19 protein-coding genes and 1 tRNA gene are annotated in these 18532 nt (G+C 73.0%); 10 read left to right on the top strand and 10 right to left on the bottom strand.

The annotated features are described in order from the left end of the window. Positions 1-6 precede the first annotated feature (6 nt). Entirely contained in the window at positions 7-516 is a 510-nt protein-coding gene (locus tag O2W20_RS19655) for a mycothiol transferase (RefSeq protein WP_269171496.1), read from the bottom strand. A gap of 212 nt (positions 517-728) precedes the next feature. On the opposite strand from O2W20_RS19655, the gene O2W20_RS19650 reads away from it, so the two are divergent. The 3 genes from O2W20_RS19650 to O2W20_RS19640 all read left to right on the top strand — a co-directional run bounded on the left by O2W20_RS19650 (position 729) and on the right by O2W20_RS19640 (position 4783). After that, positions 729-1760, top strand: a complete 1032-nt coding sequence (locus tag O2W20_RS19650) for a potassium channel family protein (protein WP_269171497.1) — start codon at positions 729-731, stop codon at positions 1758-1760. 75 nt (positions 1761-1835) lie between these two features. Continuing rightward, the gene (locus tag O2W20_RS19645; protein WP_269171498.1) at positions 1836-3350 is read left to right on the top strand and encodes an MFS transporter; all 1515 of its coding nucleotides are present in this window, start codon (positions 1836-1838) and stop codon (positions 3348-3350) included. Beyond that, positions 3347-4783, top strand: a complete 1437-nt coding sequence (locus O2W20_RS19640; RefSeq protein WP_269171499.1) for a M20/M25/M40 family metallo-hydrolase — start codon at positions 3347-3349, stop codon at positions 4781-4783. Before O2W20_RS19645 ends, O2W20_RS19640 begins: the two co-directional genes overlap by 4 nt. Here the strand turns inward: O2W20_RS19640 and O2W20_RS19635 are convergent. Together O2W20_RS19635 and O2W20_RS19630 are read right to left on the bottom strand one after the other, a co-directional pair. Next, the gene (locus O2W20_RS19635) at positions 4722-5081 is read right to left on the bottom strand and encodes a hypothetical protein (protein WP_269185521.1); all 360 of its coding nucleotides are present in this window, start codon (positions 5079-5081) and stop codon (positions 4722-4724) included. The genes O2W20_RS19640 and O2W20_RS19635 overlap by 62 nt on opposite strands. A gap of 104 nt (positions 5082-5185) precedes the next feature. Beyond that, a complete protein-coding gene (locus tag O2W20_RS19630) occupies positions 5186-6982 on the bottom strand; it encodes a carbon starvation CstA family protein (protein ID WP_269171924.1) in 1797 nt (598 codons plus the stop codon). A gap of 62 nt (positions 6983-7044) precedes the next feature. On the opposite strand from O2W20_RS19630, the gene O2W20_RS19625 reads away from it, so the two are divergent. Continuing rightward, positions 7045-7827 (top strand): hypothetical protein, encoded by a 783-nt coding sequence (locus tag O2W20_RS19625; RefSeq protein ID WP_269171501.1) that lies wholly within the window; start codon positions 7045-7047, stop codon positions 7825-7827. 15 nt (positions 7828-7842) lie between these two features. Here O2W20_RS19625 and O2W20_RS19620 read toward each other — a convergent pair whose 3' ends face one another. Further along, positions 7843-8325: a GAF domain-containing protein gene (locus O2W20_RS19620; RefSeq protein WP_269171502.1), complete on the bottom strand. Its 483-nt coding sequence runs from the start codon at positions 8323-8325 to the stop codon at positions 7843-7845. Positions 8326-8468: 143 nt separating this feature from the next. Between O2W20_RS19620 and O2W20_RS19615 the strand changes: the two genes are divergently transcribed. Further along, complete coding sequence (locus tag O2W20_RS19615) at positions 8469-8927, top strand: DUF5313 family protein (RefSeq protein ID WP_269171503.1); 459 nt, start codon at positions 8469-8471, stop codon at positions 8925-8927. Here O2W20_RS19615 and O2W20_RS19610 read toward each other — a convergent pair. From O2W20_RS19610 to O2W20_RS19600, 3 genes are all read right to left on the bottom strand, one after another. After that, on the bottom strand, positions 8915-9310 hold the full coding sequence (locus O2W20_RS19610; protein ID WP_269171504.1) for a hypothetical protein: 396 nt from the start codon (positions 9308-9310) through the stop codon (positions 8915-8917). The genes O2W20_RS19615 and O2W20_RS19610 overlap by 13 nt on opposite strands. Before the next feature lie 49 nt (positions 9311-9359). After that, a complete protein-coding gene (locus O2W20_RS19605; protein ID WP_269171505.1) occupies positions 9360-9752 on the bottom strand; it encodes a hypothetical protein in 393 nt (130 codons plus the stop codon). A gap of 98 nt (positions 9753-9850) precedes the next feature. Beyond that, positions 9851-10330, bottom strand: a complete 480-nt coding sequence (locus O2W20_RS19600; protein ID WP_269171506.1) for a DUF2505 domain-containing protein — start codon at positions 10328-10330, stop codon at positions 9851-9853. 157 nt (positions 10331-10487) lie between these two features. On the opposite strand from O2W20_RS19600, the gene O2W20_RS19595 reads away from it, so the two are divergent. The 4 genes from O2W20_RS19595 to O2W20_RS19580 are packed head-to-tail and all read left to right on the top strand — an operon-like array spanning position 10488 to position 14435. After that, on the top strand, positions 10488-11513 hold the full coding sequence (locus O2W20_RS19595) for an iron-siderophore ABC transporter substrate-binding protein (protein WP_269171507.1): 1026 nt from the start codon (positions 10488-10490) through the stop codon (positions 11511-11513). Beyond that, complete coding sequence (locus O2W20_RS19590) at positions 11510-12553, top strand: FecCD family ABC transporter permease (protein ID WP_269171508.1); 1044 nt, start codon at positions 11510-11512, stop codon at positions 12551-12553. Before O2W20_RS19595 ends, O2W20_RS19590 begins: the two co-directional genes overlap by 4 nt. After that, a complete protein-coding gene (locus O2W20_RS19585) occupies positions 12550-13602 on the top strand; it encodes a FecCD family ABC transporter permease (RefSeq protein ID WP_269171509.1) in 1053 nt (350 codons plus the stop codon). The genes O2W20_RS19590 and O2W20_RS19585 overlap by 4 nt, the downstream gene beginning before the upstream one ends. Continuing rightward, positions 13599-14435 (top strand): ABC transporter ATP-binding protein, encoded by an 837-nt coding sequence (locus tag O2W20_RS19580; RefSeq protein WP_269171510.1) that lies wholly within the window; start codon positions 13599-13601, stop codon positions 14433-14435. The genes O2W20_RS19585 and O2W20_RS19580 overlap by 4 nt, the downstream gene beginning before the upstream one ends. 36 nt (positions 14436-14471) lie before the next feature. Here O2W20_RS19580 and O2W20_RS19575 read toward each other — a convergent pair whose 3' ends face one another. Then, positions 14472-15563, bottom strand: coding sequence for a heparin lyase I family protein (locus tag O2W20_RS19575; RefSeq protein WP_269171511.1), 1092 nt, complete (start codon positions 15561-15563; stop codon positions 14472-14474). A 633-nt stretch (positions 15564-16196) separates the two neighbouring features. Here O2W20_RS19575 and O2W20_RS19570 point away from each other — a divergent pair. Continuing rightward, positions 16197-16688: an SRPBCC family protein gene (locus O2W20_RS19570; RefSeq protein WP_269171512.1), complete on the top strand. Its 492-nt coding sequence runs from the start codon at positions 16197-16199 to the stop codon at positions 16686-16688. Between the two features lie 189 nt (positions 16689-16877). Here the strand turns inward: O2W20_RS19570 and O2W20_RS19565 are convergent. Then, a tRNA-Ile gene (locus tag O2W20_RS19565) sits at positions 16878-16954 on the bottom strand. Between the two features lie 25 nt (positions 16955-16979). After that, the gene (locus O2W20_RS19560) at positions 16980-18455 is read right to left on the bottom strand and encodes an arylsulfotransferase family protein (RefSeq protein WP_269171513.1); all 1476 of its coding nucleotides are present in this window, start codon (positions 18453-18455) and stop codon (positions 16980-16982) included. Between the last annotated feature and the right edge of the window lie 77 nt (positions 18456-18532).

Raw genomic sequence — 18532 nt, 5'->3', positions numbered from 1 at the left:
GTGTGCTCAGCGCCGCTCCAGGGAGCCGCGCAGGAGGGCTGCCTGCCCAGCGTGCTGGAGGTCGTCACCGACGACGCTGAGCAGCCGGACGCCGAGGGTCACCGGCGGGTCCCAGCGCTCGTCGACGACCCGGTCGAGGTCCGCGGCGGTCAGCGTGCCCACGAACTCGGCGGTCCGGCGGTGCACGTCGGCGTGGTAGCCGAGGAGCAGCTGCGGGTCGGTGACCTGGGTGCGTCCGACGTCGGTGCTGCTGAACCCGTAGCCGATGGCACCCGGGTCGAACGGCAGCCCGAACCGGTCGTGCCACCCGGCGTCGGTGTAGGCCTGGGCGCTGCCGGCCACCTCGGCGACGTGGTCGTCCTGCACCCGGGTCAGGTGCCAGACCAGCCAGGCGATCGTGTTCGCCTCCGGGTCGATCCGTGCGGTCAGCAGCTCCGGGTCGATCCCCTCGACCGCCCCGCGGACGGCCTCCTCGACGTTGTCGAACGCGGTCAGCAACAGGTCCCGGCTCTCCATGATCGCCGGGCTACCCGTGCCCCCGCCGGATCACTCGCCGGGCGGCTCGCTGGCCTCCTCCAGGTCCTCGACCTGCTCGGGGGTGGCCTGCTCCAGGGCGATGTCCCGGGGCTCGGGGAGGTCGTCGTCGGTCGGCGTCGTCATGACGACACCCTGACCCCACTCCGACGCGCACGCTAGGTTGCTCGGGACCTCGACCCGGCAGGAGACCCGTGTTCGGCTTGTTCTCGCGCTTCTCGCGGGTGGTCCAGTCGCGGCTGCGCGGCTGGCGGCTGCCGCTGGCCGTGATGGTCTTCGTGTTCCTGACCAGTTGGCCGGCGATGGCCCTGGTGGAGGGCGTCGACAGCGACATCGTCGCGCCGGCCAACTACTGGTGGTACTTCGTCGTCACCGCCGCCACCGTGGGCTACGGCGACTTCTTCCCGGCCTCGGCCGGTGGGCACGTCGTCGGGGCCTACGTGATCATCGGTGGCATCGTCACGCTGACGTTGCTGTTCACGCGGCTGGCCGACTACCTGCAGTCGGTCCGCAGCAGGCGCCTGAAGGGTGTGGAAGAGCTGGACCTGACCGATCACGTCGTCGTGCTGGGGTACTTCCCCGGCCGCACCGAGCGGCTGCTGGCCGAGCTGGCGGTCGAGGGCCGCACCCGGGTCGCGCTGTGTGCCTGGGAGGACGTGCCGGAGGACCCGGTGCCGGAGCGCACGGAGGTGTCCTTCGTCCGCGGCGACCTCAGCCACAGCGACGTCATGACCCGGGCCAACGTGGCCGCCGCCCGCGTGGTGGTGATCGACGGGCGGGACGACAACGAGACGCTGGCGATCGCGGTGGCGGTCCACCACGCCGCCCCCGACGTGCACAAGGTCGCCGCGCTGCGCGACCTGGACCGCCGGGACAACCTCCGCTACGTCGACTCCCGGATCGCCTGCGTGCAGTGGCACATGCCCTTCCTGATCACCGAGGAGGCGCTGGACCCCGGGCTCACCGAGGTGTACGGCGACCTGATGAGCAGCCACGGCCACGGCAACACCTACTCCGTCCGGCTGCCCGCCGGGCACCGGCTGGGCACCTTCGGTGACTGCCAGATGCGCTTCGGGCAGGCCTTCGGCGCGACGGTGCTGGCGCTGCGCGGGCCCGACGGCCTGACGGTCAGCCCGGCCTGGGAGACCCCGGTGGCCGATGGGACGACGCTCTACTACGTCGGCCGCCGCCGGATCGACGCCGGAGAACTGTTCGCCGCCCGCTGAACCGGCTGTTTGCGTCGGCCGAGCACCTCGTCGATGCTGGCCGCCCCGGACCCACCACAGCGAGGAGCGGGCTCGATGCAGCAGTCGGCGACGCAGCCCAGCGGCAGCCGGGCGGGGCGGTGGCAGGCCCGGATGACGGCCGGCGTCGTCGGATACCTGGTGTTCGTCGAGTTCACCAGCGGCGTCCTGCAGGGCTACTACATCCCGCTGCTCACCGACATCGCCCGGCACCTGGGGATTAACGACGCCGACGTCAACTGGCTCGAGGCCGGCCAGCTGATGCTGTCCGCGATCGCCGTCCCGGTGCTGGCCAAGCTCGGTGACCTGCACGGGCACCGCCGGATGCTGCTCTGGTCGGCGGTCGTCGTCGCGGTGGCCACCATCGTGCTGGCGTTCGCCCAGACCTTCCCGGTGTTCCTGCTGGCCTGGGCCGTGCAGGGCGTCTACGCGGCCTGGCTCCCGCTGCAGGTGGCGCTGATCTACAGCCGGTCCCGCGGGCTGCCGGACACCGCGGCTCGTACCCGGCGGGCCACCGGCCTCATCGTCGCCGCGCTGCAGCTGGGCGCCATCGTGGGCGCGCTCAGCGGCGGGGTGATCGGCGACCTCCTCGGAGACGCGCTCTGGTTGGTGCTGCTGGCTCCCGGCGTGCTGGTCGTGGGGGTGGTCGTGGTCGTCTGGAGGCTGGTGCCCGAGGGGACCGACCGGATGCAGGGGGTCGTCGACTCCGGCGGCGCCGCGCTGCTGACCGCGATCCTGCTGGTGGTCACCGGGGGGCTGACGTTCGTCCGGCTCAACGGAGCGGAGCAGGCCTGGCCGTGGCTGGTGGTCGCAGCCGGACTCCTCCTGGTGTGGCCGTTCGTGCGCTACGAGCTGCGGCAGCCCGACCCGCTGGTCGACTTCCGCGTGCTGCGCAGCTCGGCGATGTGGCCGGTCCAGCTGACCGCGGGGCTGTTCGGGGTCAGCGTGCTGGGCGCGCAGGGGCCGCTGTCGACGTTCGCCCGCACCGACCCGGACGTCTACGGCTACGGCCTCGGGCTGTCGACCAGCTCGGTGTCCCTGGTCATCGGTGCCTACGTGATCTCGATGCTGGTCGGCGCCAGCCAGTTCGCCCGGGCCTCGCGGCTCACCACGCCACGGCTGACCCTGATCGGTGCCGCGGCCCTGGTCGCCACCGGCTACCTGCTGCTGGTGCCCTTCCACGACCAGCTCGGTCAGGTGCTGGCCGGCATGACGGTGGCCGGGGTGGGGTCGGGGGCACTCGTCGCGGCCCTGCCCGCCGCAGCAGCCGCGGCCGCACCGGCCGGCCGCACCGCCGTCGCCACCGGGCTGACCAACACGACCAAGGTCATCGGCGGCATGTTCGCGTCGTCGGTGTTCGCCCTCGCCCTCGCCGCCGGTGCGCCGGTGCTGGCCGGCGGGGTCGAGGGCACCGCCGGATCGCTCACCGGCTACGTGACCGTGTGGACCACCTGCGGCACCACGGCGCTGGTCGCCGCTGTCGCGCTCGTGTTCGTCCCGCGGCTGGCCTTCGCCGACCCCGCACAGACCGAGGACCGCACCGTCGCGGCCCGGGAGGAGACAACTGGATGAAGCGGACCCTGCTGACCACCGGAGCCGCCGTGGGAGCCGGCGCGGCCCTCACCCGGGTGCGCCGCTTCCGGCCGCCGGCCAGCCCCGACGTGCCGCACGCGGACGTCGGGGCGGTCGACGCCTGCCGGGCTGCCGACCACCTCGCGCAGCTGATCCGGATCCCGACGGTCTCCCGGCGCGACCCCGAGCAGGTCGACCAGTCGGTCTTCAGCGCCTTCCGGGACCGCCTCGGCGAGCTCTACCCGCACACCCACCGGGAGCTGGAGCTGGAGCTGCTGGGCACCGGGGCGATGCTGTTCCACTGGCGCAGCGGCAGCGACGCACCGCCCCTGGTGCTGATGGCGCACTACGACGTCGTCCCGGCCGACGGCCAGGCGTGGACGCACGACCCGTTCGCGGGGGAGGTCATCGACGGCGTCGTGCACGGCCGGGGCGCCATCGACGACAAGGGCGCCCTGGTCGCCGTCCTGGAGGCGGTGGAGTCCCTGCTGGCCGAGGGGTTCCGGCCGGCCCGGGACGTGTACCTCTCCTTCGGCAACGACGAGGAGGTGGCCGGCACCGGGGCTCGGACGGCGGCCGAGACCCTCGCCGCACGGGGCATCACCCCCTGGGCGGTCGTCGACGAGGGCGGCGCCGTGGTCACCGGGGTGTTCCCCGGTGTCCCGGGGCCGATCGCCGTCGTCGGCATCGCCGAGAAGGGGGTCGTCGACCTCGAGCTGACCACCGAGGACGCCGGTGGGCACGCGTCGTCGCCGGTCCGCGGCGGCGCGACCGCACGGCTGGCCCGGGCACTGGTCCGCCTCGACGAGGACCCGTTCCCGGCGCGGGTCAGCGACGTGGTGCTCGCCCTGGTCGACACCATCGGCCGGCACGCCCCGGCCGGGCACCGCGCGGTGTACGCGCACGCGGCGTTGCTGCGGCCGGTGCTGGCCGGCCTGCTGTCCCGGGCCGGTCGGGAGGCCAGCGCCCTGGTCCGGACGACGGTGGCGATCACCCAGCTGGAGGGCAGCCGGGCACCCAACGTGCTCGCGACCCGGGCCCGGGCGGTGGCCAACGTCCGGGTGGTGCTCGGGGAGACGGCCGAGTCGGCGATCGACCGCATCCGCCGGGTCGTCGACGACCCGAGCGTGCGGCTGGAGGCGACCCGGGCCGACGACCCGTCGCCGGTGTCCCGGACCGACAACGAGGCCTGGGCGACCCTGACCGCGGCGATCCGGGCGGCCCACCCGGGGGCCACGGTGACCCCGTACCTGATGGTGCAGGCCAGCGACGCCCGGCACTTCGCGAAGATCAGCGACAGCGTCTACCGGTTCATGCCCTTCGACCTCAGCTCGGCGCAGCTCGCGTCCCTGCACGCCGCCGACGAGCACCTCACGGTGGCGGCGCTGGCGCGCGGGGTGGCGTTCTACCGCGAGCTGCTGCAGCGGTCGTGACGTGCTCCAGCTCGGCCACGGCCAGCTCGGCCTCCACGGCGGCGACCGCGGCGGCCGGGGCGGGCAGCCAGCCCGAGGCCAGCACCGCCCCGTCGCAGATCAGCGACTCGACCACGATCCCGGCCCGCACCGAGCGCGACAGCGCCGCACCCCGCAGCCCGCGGCGGCGCCCGTCGGCCACCAGGGCCGGGACCAGCCACACCCAGTTCGTCGGCGACACGACCTCGACGGCGACGTCGCGGGGGAGGGCCGCGCGCAGCGCCCGGTAGACCGCGCCGACGTCGTCGACCGGGGGCACGTGCCGGTGCCCGCCGCCCTCGTCGAAGGGACGGGTGGCGCCGCTGCAGCAACCGCCTCCACCCGCGGCGGCGCGCGGTCCCCGGACGAGGACGACCCGGTGCCTCACTGCGGTTCGTCGCGCGAGGTCTGGCCCAGCTCCGTCTCGTCGGTGGGGGACGTCGGGTTGGCCCGGGCGACGGCCGGATCGGAGGTGGGCCGCGCCTCGGCGCCGGGCTGCGGACGCTCCCGGAACGCGGTGCGCAGCGCCATGGCGGCCTCGACCATCAGCCAGATCGCCAGCAGGAAGATGAGCGCGTCCAGCGGGGCGAGCACCCAGTTGTCGGCCTCGATGAAGCGCTGCAGGTTGACGATCAGGGCCCAGGAGGTCATCGCCAGCAGGAACACGAGCGGGATCAGGATGGCCAGCGGGTTGCGGCCCCGGCGGGTCACCCACACCGCGAGGACCGACAACGCCAGCCCCGCGGTGAGCTGGTTCGTCGTCCCGAACAGCTGCCACAGGACGCCGAAGGTGTAACCGGCCTCCCCGCCGCCGGGCAGCAGCGCCATCGCCAGCGGGATCAGCACCGCGACGGTGGTGGCGAGGGTGAGGTTCCGGGCCAGCGCCCGGACCTTGATGATCTCGCCGATCTCCTGCACGACGTAGCGCTGCAGCCGCACGCCGGTGTCCATCGTGGTCGCGGCGAAGCTGATCACCACGACCGCGGCGAAGATGGTGGCCAGGTCCAGCGGGACGCCGATGTTGTTGGCGAACACCGCGACGCCGTTGACGAAGTTGCTGGTGGCGCCCCCGGAGGCGGTGGCGAAGTCGGGGTAGAGCGCCTGCCACTCGGCCTGGGAGGCGGCCACGCCCGCGGTGGCGGCGAGCACGGCGCCGGTGGCCAGGGAGCCCTCGCCGACCGCGCCCATGTAGCCCACGTAGCGGGCGTCAGGTTCGGTGTCGAGCTGCTTGGACGTCGTCCCCGAGGAGACCAGGGAGTGGAACCCGGAGATCGCGCCGCACGCGATGGTGATGAAGAGGAACGGGAAGAAGCTGGGCGCACCCTCCGGGACGTCGTTCACCAGTGGCGCCTGGATGGTGTTCATCCCGACGATCACGCCGACCGCGATGACGGCCAGGGCGATGAAGAGCTGGTGGCTGTTGATGTAGTCGCGGGGCTGCAGCAGCACCCACACCGGGATGCGCGACGCGATCCAGGTGTAGGCGAACAGCAGCACGACCCAGACGTTGCGGGTCTGCTCGACGCCGAGGGCCTCGGCCAGGCCGTCGAGCTCGATCGGGAAGGCGTTGCCGACCAGGATCAGTGCGTACAGCACGATCACGCCGGCGATCGAGGGGATCAACGCCGACGAGCGGGTCCGGTAGATGTACTGGCCGATCGCCATGGCCAGCGGGATCTCGACCACGATCGGGATGACCGCGCCGGGGTTGGCCACGAACAGGTTGCCGATGACCACCGCGAAGACGGCGTTCACCAGGGTCAGCAGGAAGAAGATGATCGCCAGGAAGAGCATCCGGGCCCGGCCGTTGACCACCTCGCCGGCCAGCGTCCCGATGCTCTTGGCCTTGTGCCGCACCGACACCACGAGCGACCCGAAGTCGTGCACGCCGGCGGCGAAGATCGTGCCGAGCACGATCCAGGCCAGCGCCGGGCCCCAGCCCCAGAACACCGCGATCGCCGGGCCGACGATCGGTGCGGCGCCGGCGACGGAGGTGAAGTGGTGGCCGAACAGCACGTGCTTGTTGGTCGGCACGTAGTCGACGCCGTCGTTGAACTCGTGCGCCGGGGTGACGAAGGCCGGGTCGAGGACGTAGACCTTGCGGGCCAGATAGCTCGAGTAGTACCGGTAGCCGAGGAAGAACAGCACCCCGACGACGGCGGCCACGGCGAATGCGGGCACGGGCAACCCCCCACGTCCTGGGCGGCCGGACAGCCGCCGCAGGCGAAGAGTAGACAGTTGCCGTGACCGGCACCACAACACCGAGCGCCGAGGTCCGGGCCGCCGGCGTGGCCGAGCTCCTCTGGCGGCGCGGCGACCAGCCACCCGGCGCCCTCGGGGTGGTGCCGCTGCTGCTGGGGGAGCTGCCGGCGGTCGCGCTGCCCTGGGCGCAGGTCGAGGCGGCGCGCGCGGCCGCCGCGGGTGGCGAGGCCGCGCTGGTGCTGTCGGACCCGCGGCTGGCCGGGCCGGGCTGGCAGCCGCTGGTGGTCACCGGCCGGCTGACCCTGGTGGAGGACGGCGACGGCAGCCTGTTCACCGAGCAGCTGCTGGACCAGGAGCTGCGCAAGCACCCGCCGTCGCGGGCCCTTGCGGACTCACCGATGCTGCGCCGGGAGCACTGGTGGTACCTGCCGCGGCTGGTCCTGCTGCTCGACCCCGTCGACGTCGTCCCCGGTGGGCGGCGCGACGGACCGGCCGACGCGGTGCTGGCGGTCGACGACGACGGGCTGCACGTGCGCACCGTCCGGGTCGCTGACTGGGACGCCGACCCGCTGGAGGTGCGCGGCGCACCGCCCGGCGTCCGCGGGCCCGCCGTGCTGGTCGGTCAGGAGATCTCCGTGCCCGACGCCGAGCGGTGGACCGTGCACGTGACCAGCGGCTCCTGTGCCGACGGCCGGCTCACCGGGGTGCGGCCGGCCGAGCGCCGGGCGCTGGAGCCGGTGCCGGGCCTGCGTGCGCGGGTGCAGCGGCAGCGGGCGCTGGAACGCGGCTGCGTCCAGGCGCTCCGGGCGGCCGGCCACCGGTGACCATCGATCCGGCAGTCAGTCGGTCGGGGCCTCCGGCGCCGGGTCGGGCAGCAGGCTGCTGAGCATCCGCGCGCTCATCTCGACCAGCGGCAGGTGCCGGGTCAGGGTGCGGGGCTGCGCGCGGGAGGCCACGCCGCAGAGGGTGCCGAACACCGCGCCGTCCCGGGTGACCAGCGGGACGCCGATGTAGGCGGCGACCCGCTCGGCGTGCCCGGTCATCAGGTCGCGGTAGGCCGGGGTGGCGGCGGCGACCGTGGCGACCCGGGGGCCGACGCCGCTGACCATCGAGTGGCAGAAGCTCTGCTCCCAGGGCACCACCGTGCCCTGGGGGATGACTTCCTGGGGGTGCGAGTACAGCACCACCTGCGCCGGTTCCTGGAGGTGGGTGATCATCCAGACGTCCAGGCCGACGGTGCGGTGCAGGAAGGCGAGGGAGGCGCGGGCGGCCGCCGTCCAGTCCTCGAAGGGGACGACGTCGTCCACGACGAACTGGACCATGCCCCGATGATCCGCCACGTCCAGCAGGCGTCCAACGTGCACAGACGGTGTCGATCCGGTACCGGGCGATCCCACCTCTCCGTGTTCCCTCGATCACGCCAAGCGACATCCGGGGGAGCTGTGGTGTCGGTACCGTGCAGGCCATGGCCACGAGCAGGTCCGGTGGGCCTGAGACCGCCGATGAGCCGATCCGGCCCGGTCTCCTGCGCTGGCTCTGGTACGCGATGGGCGGCGCGCTGCCCGCGCGGCACGCCGGCTGGGTGCTGCACGACACCACGACCGCGAGCTGGGGCTGGCGGCACGTGCTCCGGGCGGGGGTGCAGATGGCCGTGCCGATCGCGCTGGTCCTCCTGTTCGTCCCCGGCCCGTTCTGGATCCGTGGCATGACCGCCCTCGGCGGGCTGCTGCTCGGGCTGATCTTCTCCCTCGCCTACATGACCGAGACGACCGAGAACCGGGTGAAGCAGGCCGGGTACCCGGTCGGCACCGCCCAGACGGTCCGCGACCGGGCGCAGGTCGGCCGGGACGCCCAGCAGGCCGCGCGGCGGCGGGCGGCCGCGGAGAAGCGGGCCGCCCGGTACCGGGAGCGTCAGGGCCGCTGAGCCCCCGGGGCGTCGAACCAGGCGACCTGCTCGGGCACCGCGGTGAACGGGTTCGCCCACTCCGAGGGGGTGCCGGTGATCGGCTGTGCGTCGGTGACCACGATGAACGGCGTCCCCGGGTAGACGGCGAGCACCCGGGTGGGGGAGGAGAGCTCCTCGGTGCGCTCGATGAGCTCGCCGCGGCGCAGCTGCTGGGTGGTGCGGCGGCCGCGCAGCTCCTCACCGACGGCGGCGACCCACTCGGTGCCGTCCTGGGTGAACGCGATCCACCGCACGCGCTGCCCGGGCGGCGCCGGTTCGCAGCCGGCGAACTCGGCCAGCGCGTCGTAGAGCCGCTCGGCCTGCTCGTCGTCGCTGGCTCGCGGGAGGAAGAAGGCCACCATGGCCGCCATCTTCGCGGCGGGCCCCGACAGTCTCCCGCCGTGGCCCCGGTCAGCCTCCTCCGCTGCTCCGGAGCACGTCGAGGTCGCCGGCCCGAGCCGCCTCGAGGCGGAGGCGCTCGAGCTCGGCCTGCACCGAGGACAGCTCGGCGGAGGACCGCAGCAGCTGGATGAGCGCACCGGCGCTGTCCGCCCGGGCCGCGCGGGCGAGGGAGTCGATGAGCTCGCGCAGCGAGCCGCTGCGCTCACCGTGGTCGAGCAGGCGCGCGACGCCGTTGACCGTGGTGCGCACGTCCTGGACGAGGAACGGCAGCTGGCGCACCGTGTAGCCGATCAGCACGAGCAGGTCGAACGGGAGGCGGACGAGCGCGACGACGGCCGGGATCAGGCCGAACGTCGGTGGCGGGGGCCGGTCGGCCGGACCGAGGTCGTCATCGGGTGTCATGGCTCGCTCCCGTGTGGTCGGGGTGCGGCGTGCGCTGAGCCGGCACCTGGCGGGGATGCCAGGGAGGAGCCACCGGCCCCGCACCCTCGTTCGCCGGGCTACCCCAGTCGCTGCCGGAGCAGCTCGTCCTCCCGGCGCAGCACCACGGCGACCAGCTCCCGGACCGCCCCTTCCGCCTGTCGGCCGATCAGCGGCGCGTCGACCGTGGCATCGCCGGTGACCGTCGAGCGGGTGCCCGTGCCCTCGGGGAGCAGCCGTCGCTCACCGGTGACCTGGACCGTCCGGCCGAAGACCTCGGCCCGCACGTCCAAGTCGGTGCGGTGGCCGCCGGCGCCGTCCGGGGCCCAGTCGCTCTGCTCGACGACCGAGACCGACGAGCCGACGAAGCGGGCGAACACCGGTGGGATGCCCTCGGTGGGGGCGGCGAGCCGCGTGGTGGTGCTCGTGCCGGTCACGGTCAGCTCCTGGACCTGGGCCCCCAGGGCGGCGGCACGGTCGCGCAGGAACTGCTCGTCGGTGAGGAGCGCGAGGACGGCGTCCGGGGTAGCGGGATGGGTGCTGGTGGAGTCGATGGGCACGCCTCCCATCGTCGACGGTGCGCGCCGTCCGCGCCCTGTGACCCCCCGGTGATCGACATCCGACCAAGCACACCCTAAGTTGTGTTAGCCAAGCCTCAGTTGCTCGGCCCGCCCGGACGTCGTCGGGCGAGCACTGCACCACCACCGGAAGGACCCCATGCGCCGCGCCTCGAGACTGGTCGCAGTCTCCACAGCAACCCTGCTCGCCGGCGGCCTCGCCGCCTGCTCGTCGTCCTCGTCCGGCGACGAGGCCGAGGCCGCCGCCGCCGACTTCACCCCGATCACCGTCGAGCACGCCTTCGGGACGACGACGATCGACTCCGAGCCCGAGCGGGTGGCCACGGTCAACTGGGCGAACCACGAGGTGCCGCTGGCCCTCGGCGTCGTCCCGGTCGGCATGGCCGCCGCAAACTTCGGTGACGACGACGGCGACGGCATGCTGCCGTGGGTCTCCGAGCGGCTCGAGGAGCTGGGTGGCGAGACCCCGGTGCTGTTCGACGAGACCGACGGGATCGACTTCGAGGCGGTCGCCGACACCGACCCCGACGTCATCCTCGCCGCCTACTCGGGGCTGACCCAGGAGGACTACGACACGCTGAGCGAGATCGCTCCGGTCGTGGCCTACCCGGAGGCCCCGTGGGCGACCCCGTGGCGGGAGATGATCGAGGTCAACGCCGCGGGCATGGGCATGGCCGAGGAGGGCGAGGAGCTCATCGGCGACATCGAGCAGGACATCGCCGACACCGTCGCCGAGCACCCCGAGCTCGAGGGCAAGTCGACGATGTTCCTCACCCACGTGGACACCGCGGACCTGAGCGAGGTCAGCTACTACACGCCCTACGACACCCGCAGCGCCTTCTTCGAGGACCTCGGGCTGTCCACCCCGTCCAGCGTGGCAGCGGCCTCCACCGACAGCGAGCAGTTCTCCGGGACGGTCAGCGCCGAGCAGGTCGACGTCTTCGACGACGTCGACATCATCGTGACCTACGGCGGCCAGGAGCTGGTCGACGCGCTGAACGCCGACCCGCTGCTGTCGCAGATCCCGGCGGTCGCGAACGGGGCGATCGTGCTGCTCCCCGACACCCCGCTGGGCACGGCGGCGAACCCGACGCCGCTGGCCATCTCCTGGGTGCTCGAGGACTACGTCGCCATGCTCGCCGAGGCTGCTGACAAGGCAGCATGACCTCGGTCCGGCCTGCCCCGGCCCTGGACGCCGCCCCCGTGCGGCGCCCGGGGCCGGTCCGGTTCCTCTGGCTGCTGGTCGTGCTCGGGCTGCTGGTCGCCCTCATGGGCGCCTCCGTCGCGATCGGCTCCCGGGACGTCGGCTGGTCGGAGATCCTGGCGGCCCTCGGTGGCTCCGCGGAGACCATGGGCGAGGCCGCGGTGACCAAGCGGATCCCGCGCACGGTGCTGGCGGTCGTCGTCGGCGCCGCACTGGGGCTGTCCGGTGCGGTCATGCAGGGCGTCACCCGCAACCCGCTGGCCGACCCCGGGGTGCTCGGGATCAACATGGGCGCCTCCCTCGCGGTGGTCGCCGGCATCGCCTGGTTCGGCCTGTTCTCCGCGACCAGCATCGTCTGGGCGGCGATCACCGGCGCCGCCGTCGCCGCCGTGTTCGTCTACGCCGTCGGCTCGCTGGGCCGGGGCGGGGCGACCCCGCTCAAGCTGGCCCTGGCCGGGGCGGCCACGTCGGCCGCGCTCACCTCCTTCATCACCGCCATCGCCCTGCCCCGCGGCGACATCGTGGAGAACGTCGTGTCCTGGGAGATCGGCGGTGTCGGTGGCGCCACCTTCACCGGCATCGGCACCGTGGCGCCGTTCCTCGTCGTGGGGTTCGCCGTGAGCCTGGTGTCCGCCCGCAGCCTGAACTCCCTCGCGCTGGGTGACGAGCTCGCCGCCGGCCTGGGGGAGCGGGTGGCGCTGGCCCGGGGCGTGGCCGCGCTGGGCTCCGTCCTGCTCTGCGGCGCCGCCACCGCGGTCGCCGGGCCGATCGGGTTCGTCGGGCTCGTCGTCCCGCACCTGTGCCGGCTGCTGGTGGGCGTGGACCACCGGTGGCTGCTGCCCTTCTCCGCGATCGTCGGCGCCTGCCTGCTGACCGGCGCCGACGTGCTCGGCCGCATCGTGGCCCGCCCGACCGAGCTGGACGTCGGCATCCTCACCGCCCTCATCGGGGCTCCGTTCTTCATCGCGATCGTCCGCCGGCAGAAGGTGCGCGAACTGTGACCGCCGTCGTCTCGCCACCGCCCTCGACCGTCGACACCGTCGCCCGCGGGCGGGTCCGCCGTGCCTCTCGCCGGCGCCTGGTGATCACCGTGCTCGCGCTCGCCGTCGTCGTCGCCTTCGCGGTGACGCTGATGGTGGGGCGGACCTTCTACCCGCCGGGGGACGTGCTCCGCGTCGTCCTGGGCTCCGACGTGCCCGGCGCCTCCTTCACGGTCGGGCGGCTGCGGCTGCCGCGCGCCGTCCTGGCGGTGGTGGCCGGGCTCAGCTTCGGCCTGGCCGGCGTCACGTTCCAGACGATGCTGCGCAACCCGCTGGCCAGCCCCGACGTCATCGGCATCACCTCCGGCGCGAGCGCAGCGGCGGCCTTCGCGATCGTGATCCTGGGCTGGTCCGGCACGGCGGTGTCGGTCACCGCGATCGTGGCGGCGCTCGGGGTGGCGCTGCTGATCTACACGCTGGCGTTCAAGGACGGCGTCGCTGGGACGCGGCTGATCCTGATCGGCATCGGCGTCGCCGCCATGTGCAAGAGCATCACCTCCTACGTGCTGTCGAAGGCCGGTGCCTGGGACTTCGCGGAGGCGCTGCGCTGGCTGACCGGCAGCCTCAACGGCAGCACCTGGGAGGCCACCGTGCCGACCCTGGTCGCGCTGCTGGTGTTCGGGCCGGTGCTGCTCGGGCAGACCCGGAACCTCTCCGCGCTGCAGCTCGGTGACGACACCGCCTCCGCGCTTGGGGTCCGCGTGGAGCGCACCCGGGTCATCGCGATCGTCGCCGCGGTGGGCCTGATCGCCTTCGCCACCGCCGCCTGTGGTCCGATCGCGTTCGTGTCGTTCCTGGCGGGCCCGATCGCGGCCCGGCTCGTGGGGCCGAACGGCTCCCTGCTGGTGCCGGCCGCGCTGGTGGGGGCGCTGCTCGTGCTCGTGGCCGACCTGTGCGGCCAGTACGCGTTCGGCACCCGCTATCCGGTCGGCGTGATCACCGGGGTGCTCGGAGCGCCGTACCTCATCTACCTGATCATCCGCAGCAACCGCACCGGAGGCTCCCTGTGACCGCCACCCACTCGCTGGCAGCCGAGGACCTCACGCTCGCCTACGGCGACCGGACCGTCATCGAGGGCCTGGACCTGCTCGTGCCCCCGGGGCGGATCACCGCGGTCGTCGGCGCCAACGCCTGCGGGAAGTCGACGCTGCTGCGGTCGATGTCGCGGCTGCTGTCGCCGCGCAGCGGGCGGGTGCTGCTCGACGGCAAGGCGGTGCACCGGCTGCCGGCCAAGGAGCTGGCGCGCACGCTGGGCCTGCTGCCGCAGTCGCCGATCGCGCCGGAGGGGATCACGGTCGCCGACCTCGTCGGCCGGGGACGGCACCCGCACCAGCGGGTGTTCTCCCGGTGGAGCAAGGAGGACGACGCCGCGGTGGCGGCCGCCCTGGACGCCACGGAGACGACGCCGCTGGCCGACCGGGCGGTGGACGAGCTCTCCGGCGGCCAGCGCCAGCGGGTGTGGATCGCGATGGCGCTGGCCCAGCAGACCGACGTGCTGCTGCTGGACGAGCCGACCACGTTCCTCGACGTGGCGCACCAGATCGAGGTGCTCGACCTGCTGACCGACCTCAACCGGACCCGCGGGACGACGATCGTGATGGTGCTGCACGACCTGAACCTGGCCGCCCGCTACGCCGACCACCTGGTCGCGCTGTCCGGCGGCCGCATCCACGCTGCCGGTGAGCCGGCGGATGTGCTGACGGAGGAGTGCGTGCGTGCGGTGTTCGGCCTGGACAGCCAGGTGATCGTCGACCCGACCTCGGGCAAGCCGCTGATGCTGCCGATGGGCCGCCACCACACCGCCCCGCGGGCCGACGTCCTGCAGGGCACGTCCGGCAGCTGACCCGCCGGGCTCGTCGGTGGGCAGGGGCGGCGGTCGTCAGCGGTTGGTGGAGAGCACGACGTCGTCGACGTAGGTGATGCCGGTGGCGGCCTGCGAGTCGCGGTACTGGCCGATCTTCAGGTAGGACCCGGAGTCCATCATCGTGCGGCCGTACTGCCAGCCGGCCCGCTGCACGCCGTCGACCCAGGCCTCCGCCCCGCCCGTGGCCGGGTCGTTGGACATCACGAAGTGCACGTTCACGTCGAACCACTCGCCGAGCTGGAACTCGCCGGCGGGCACCAGGACCTGGCTCTTGCCCTCCATGCCGACGCGGAGCAGCAGGTCGTTGGCGTCGGACAGGCCGAGGGTGATGGCGGGGGAGGAGATCCCGGTGTGCCACTGGGTCAGGATGTAGAACCGGCCGTTCTGCTCCTGCTGCATGGACGGGTCGACCATGAGCCGCTGCTGGAACCAGCCCTCGAAGCCCTCGGTGAGGGCGGTGGCTGACTTGTCGGCAGAGGAGGGGGACAGCTCGGAGCGCTCGCCGCCGGCGGACCGGTCGCCCTGGCGCAGCTCGAACCGGGCGACCCGGTTGCCGTCGATCGTGGGGAACGTCGTGCGGGTGGGCGAGCCCTCGGCTGCCCACCCGGGGCACAGGCTGGACGACGCCGCGGTCTCGTGGTTCTGGACGTGCACCCAGACGCCGCAGTCCAGGCCGCTCTCGAAGTCGTCGGACCACAGCACGGTGTTTCCTGCCGGGCCACGCCCGGCGGCGACCGGCTCCGGCTCCGGCTCCGCAGTCGGTTCCGCAGTCGGCTCGGGTGCTGGCGTGGGTGCCGGTGCCGGTGCCGGTGCCGGCTCCGGCTCCGGTGCCGCGGTGGGTGTGGCGGTGGGCGCCGGGGTCGTGGTGGTCGGAGGCTGCTCATCCACGGGTGCGCTGGTGGTGGGCGCGGGCGGCTCGGTGGCCTTGGGCTTCTTGTTGGCTTGGCCGCGCGAGGCCGCGGGGGTGACCTGGACGTCGGACTCAGCGCTGGTGACGGCGGTCGGGCGGTCCTCGCGGGCCGCGTTCGCGACGGTGGCGCCGGTGAGGAGGGTGGCCAGCGCGAGCGCGCCGACGGCGGCAGCCCGGCGGGTGCGGGGAAGTGGCATGGGGATCCTGTTCAGGGCATGGGGGTGGCCACGCCCGGAACGGGTGGCGCTAGGTACATCGGCGGGGTCGGGCAGGAACCGGAGTGCTCGTCAGGGGGAGACGGCGATGGACGCGGGAGCTCACTCGGTGCTGATCCACGCGGTGACGAGGGCCGGGCGCACGTAGGTGCCGGCCTCACGTTCGGCCTGCGGCCAGGGCGAGGTGCCCGCCTGGCCTGGGACGCCGCCGATCTCATCCCGGCCTCGTCGGGCGGGTGGGGTTCGAATCCAGGACGCACGGCGTGGGCGGACCTGCCCTCGGGCCTCGACTGGGCTCACACCCGGTCCCGACCGCACTCCAGCGCCTTGGCACGACAGCGGACCCATGGCCTGGTCAACGCCCGCGGCTCACGGCGTTGCGTCGTGCGGTCCAGCTACGGCAGCCTGGGCCGCCCGAGGGAACCCCCTCGCTGGGCTGCGTGGCTGGCTCGCACCGTCCGACCTGACATCGTCGCTGCAATGGGTTGACCAGCATTCCTGGCGCCCGTACCGCCCACGAGATCGGCAATCGCGAGCCGGATCTCAGAACTCTCCGTCGAGGAGCAGGACGAGCAGCACAACAGCATGTACTCCCACACCTGAGGATCGCGCGCCATGAAGTTCACCAACTCGATCGAGATCGCCCTGCCGCGGGAAGGCGTGGCCCAGCTGCTCGCCGACCCGGCACATTTCAGGAAGTGGCTGCGGGGCCTGGAGGTGCACGAGCCGCTGAGTGGGACACACGGGCAGCTCGGCACCACGTCGCGGGTCGTGATGCAGTCGGGGAAGCGGAAGATCGAACTCACCGAGACGATCACACGCCGGGATCCGGCAGACCTGCAGGAGATCCCCACAGGGATCGTCGTTCGCTTCGACCGCGAGATCGTCGGCGCGGGCATGTGGAGCGCCGTGCGCGATCGGCTGATCGAAGCCGATCCAGAGACGACGCTCTGGACGAGCGAGAGCGAGTACCGGTTCAGCGGCCTGCTGATGCGACTGGTCGGGCTTCTCATGCCCAGTGCTTTCCACAAGCAGTCGCAACAGCACATGCAGGACTTCAAGGAGTTCGCCGAACAGGGGAAGGACGTCCGCGAAGGGCAGAACTGATCTGCCGCAATCGGCATCGAAGATCTTCGGCGGCGATCGGCAGCTGCTCGGCGCGCCCGGTCACGGGATCGGGTGCCTGGTGAGCGATCCCCTGAAGAACGGACACCTCGGACCGCACGGTCGGCGGGAAGAGCGCCGCGGGGTGTTCAGCTCTCGGGAGAGGGGATCCCGTACCCGCGTATTGCCTGGTGGTGGGGCGGGTGGGGCTCGAACCCACGACCCAGGGATTATGAGTCCCATGCTCTGACCGGCTGAGCTACCGCCCCAGGACGTTCACGCTAGCGGGCGCCCTCAGTCGGTCGGCACGGTGCTGCCCAGCACGCGCCCGTTGGCGTCCAGGGCCTCGACGGCCAGGTACGCCGGGTCGCCGTCCACCGGCAGTCGAGTCTCGAACCCGGACCGGGCGACCGGCTCCCCGGCCTCGGCTGCCACCTCGTCCTCCCCGGCGACCAGTCGCCAGGAGGCGACCTCGGTCGCACCGTTCCAACTGACGTACACGGCTCCGTCGGCGAGCACCGCGTCCGGCGGGTCCGCCGGCGTCGCGCTCCACTCGGCTCGGTACGCGCGGTAGTTGTCGCCGCTGCCCAGTGCGGCGTCCCAGAGCAGCGTGCCGTCGGCGGCGAACTCCGAGTAGTACGGCCGCGACCCCCAGCCGATGAACACGTTGCCGTTGGGCAGCTGCTCCAGGCTGCCCTGGCTGCCGGCCAGCCGGTCGGGGTCGGGCGGCAGGTACTCGGTCACCAGGGTCGCCGTCCCGGCCTGCTCGTCGAGCGCGAGTCGCAGACCACGTGAGGTCGGGCCGATGTCCGGCTCGGACTGGTTGTCGAACAGCGTCAGCGTGCCGTCGGCCTGCCGCTCGGCATCGTGCTGCCAGGCGAACTCCACCCCGTCGCCGAGCTCGAAGTCGCTCTCCTCGCCGCCCAGGGTCCACAGCACCTCGCCGGACTCCCGGTCGACGTCGTAGACCCCCCAGGTGTTCCGCGCCGAGACCAGCAGCGACCCGTCCGCGTCCTCGGCGACCGAGTTGACGTGGAAGTAGTCGAACGGCTCGTCCTCGGTGCCGCCGTCGTCCGAGAGCTCGCTCTTGGTCGCCTCCAGCGGCACGTGGTCCAGCGACCGCCAGGAGAGCAGCACCTCACCGGTGTCGACGTCGACCTCCTGGACGACGTTGTCCCACACCCAGCCGTCCTCGGGGCCGCCGACCGGCGTGAGGTCGATCTGCTCCTTGACGTAGGCGGCGATCAGCGCGGTGCCGTCGGAGGTGAGCCGCCCCTCGTGGATGTCGGCCTGCCCCGGCTCGACCTCTCCGCCGGTGGTGATCGTGGCGATCTCCCGGTAGGAGTCGTCGACGACGACGAACTCCCCGAGCCCCATCCCGACCACCGGGCTGGTGCCCTGCCACCAGGTCAGCACCGGCTCGCCGTCCAGCTCCTGCACGCGGACGTCGTAGCTGCGGCTCTCGGTCGGGTGGATCCAGATCGGCTCCCCCGTCTCGTCGACGATGAGCACCCCGTTGAGCGGTGCGCCCTCGCTCTTCGGTCCGAGCAGGACGACCGACCCGTCCGCCTCCGGTGCGGCGGCCGCCGTGGTGACCTCGATGTCGGGGGCGGTCAGGTCGGGGCGGCTGACGTACGCCGGCACCGCGGGCCCGACCGACACCTCGGCCTCCTCCTCCGCCGCGCCGCCGTCCGCGCCGCAGCCGGCGACGAGCGCCAGAGATGAGAGGCTGGCGCACAGCGCGAGGGGCAGGGACCGGGTCCGCGGCATGGGGGGATCCTCGCAGGGGTCAGGGATCCGCGCAGGGGCCAGAGATCCGCGCACTCGCCGCCGACACCATGGACATT

Origin of the sequence: Modestobacter sp. VKM Ac-2982 (genome assembly GCF_026967935.1) — a bacterium.
Taxonomy (GTDB): Bacteria; Actinomycetota; Actinomycetes; order Mycobacteriales; family Geodermatophilaceae; genus Modestobacter.
This window is presented reverse-complemented; position numbering and strand designations above follow the sequence as displayed.

Bases quoted from the DNA above. Each gene is read 5' to 3' on its own strand.
- O2W20_RS19655 (WP_269171496.1), bottom strand. From the start codon at position 516: ATGGAGAGCCGGGACCTGTTGCTGACCGCGTTCGACAACGTCGAGGAG.
- O2W20_RS19645 (WP_269171498.1), top strand. From the start codon at position 1,836: ATGCAGCAGTCGGCGACGCAGCCCAGCGGCAGCCGGGCGGGGCGGTGG.
- O2W20_RS19640 (WP_269171499.1), top strand. From the start codon at position 3,347: ATGAAGCGGACCCTGCTGACCACCGGAGCCGCCGTGGGAGCCGGCGCG.
- O2W20_RS19620 (WP_269171502.1), bottom strand. From the start codon at position 8,325: ATGGTCCAGTTCGTCGTGGACGACGTCGTCCCCTTCGAGGACTGGACG.
- O2W20_RS19615 (WP_269171503.1), top strand. From the start codon at position 8,469: ATGGCCACGAGCAGGTCCGGTGGGCCTGAGACCGCCGATGAGCCGATC.
- O2W20_RS19610 (WP_269171504.1), bottom strand. From the start codon at position 9,310: ATGGTGGCCTTCTTCCTCCCGCGAGCCAGCGACGACGAGCAGGCCGAG.
- O2W20_RS19605 (WP_269171505.1), bottom strand. From the start codon at position 9,752: ATGACACCCGATGACGACCTCGGTCCGGCCGACCGGCCCCCGCCACCG.
- O2W20_RS19595 (WP_269171507.1), top strand. From the start codon at position 10,488: ATGCGCCGCGCCTCGAGACTGGTCGCAGTCTCCACAGCAACCCTGCTC.
- O2W20_RS19590 (WP_269171508.1), top strand. From the start codon at position 11,510: ATGACCTCGGTCCGGCCTGCCCCGGCCCTGGACGCCGCCCCCGTGCGG.
- O2W20_RS19575 (WP_269171511.1), bottom strand. From the start codon at position 15,563: ATGCCACTTCCCCGCACCCGCCGGGCTGCCGCCGTCGGCGCGCTCGCG.
- O2W20_RS19570 (WP_269171512.1), top strand. From the start codon at position 16,197: ATGAAGTTCACCAACTCGATCGAGATCGCCCTGCCGCGGGAAGGCGTG.
- O2W20_RS19560 (WP_269171513.1), bottom strand. From the start codon at position 18,455: ATGCCGCGGACCCGGTCCCTGCCCCTCGCGCTGTGCGCCAGCCTCTCA.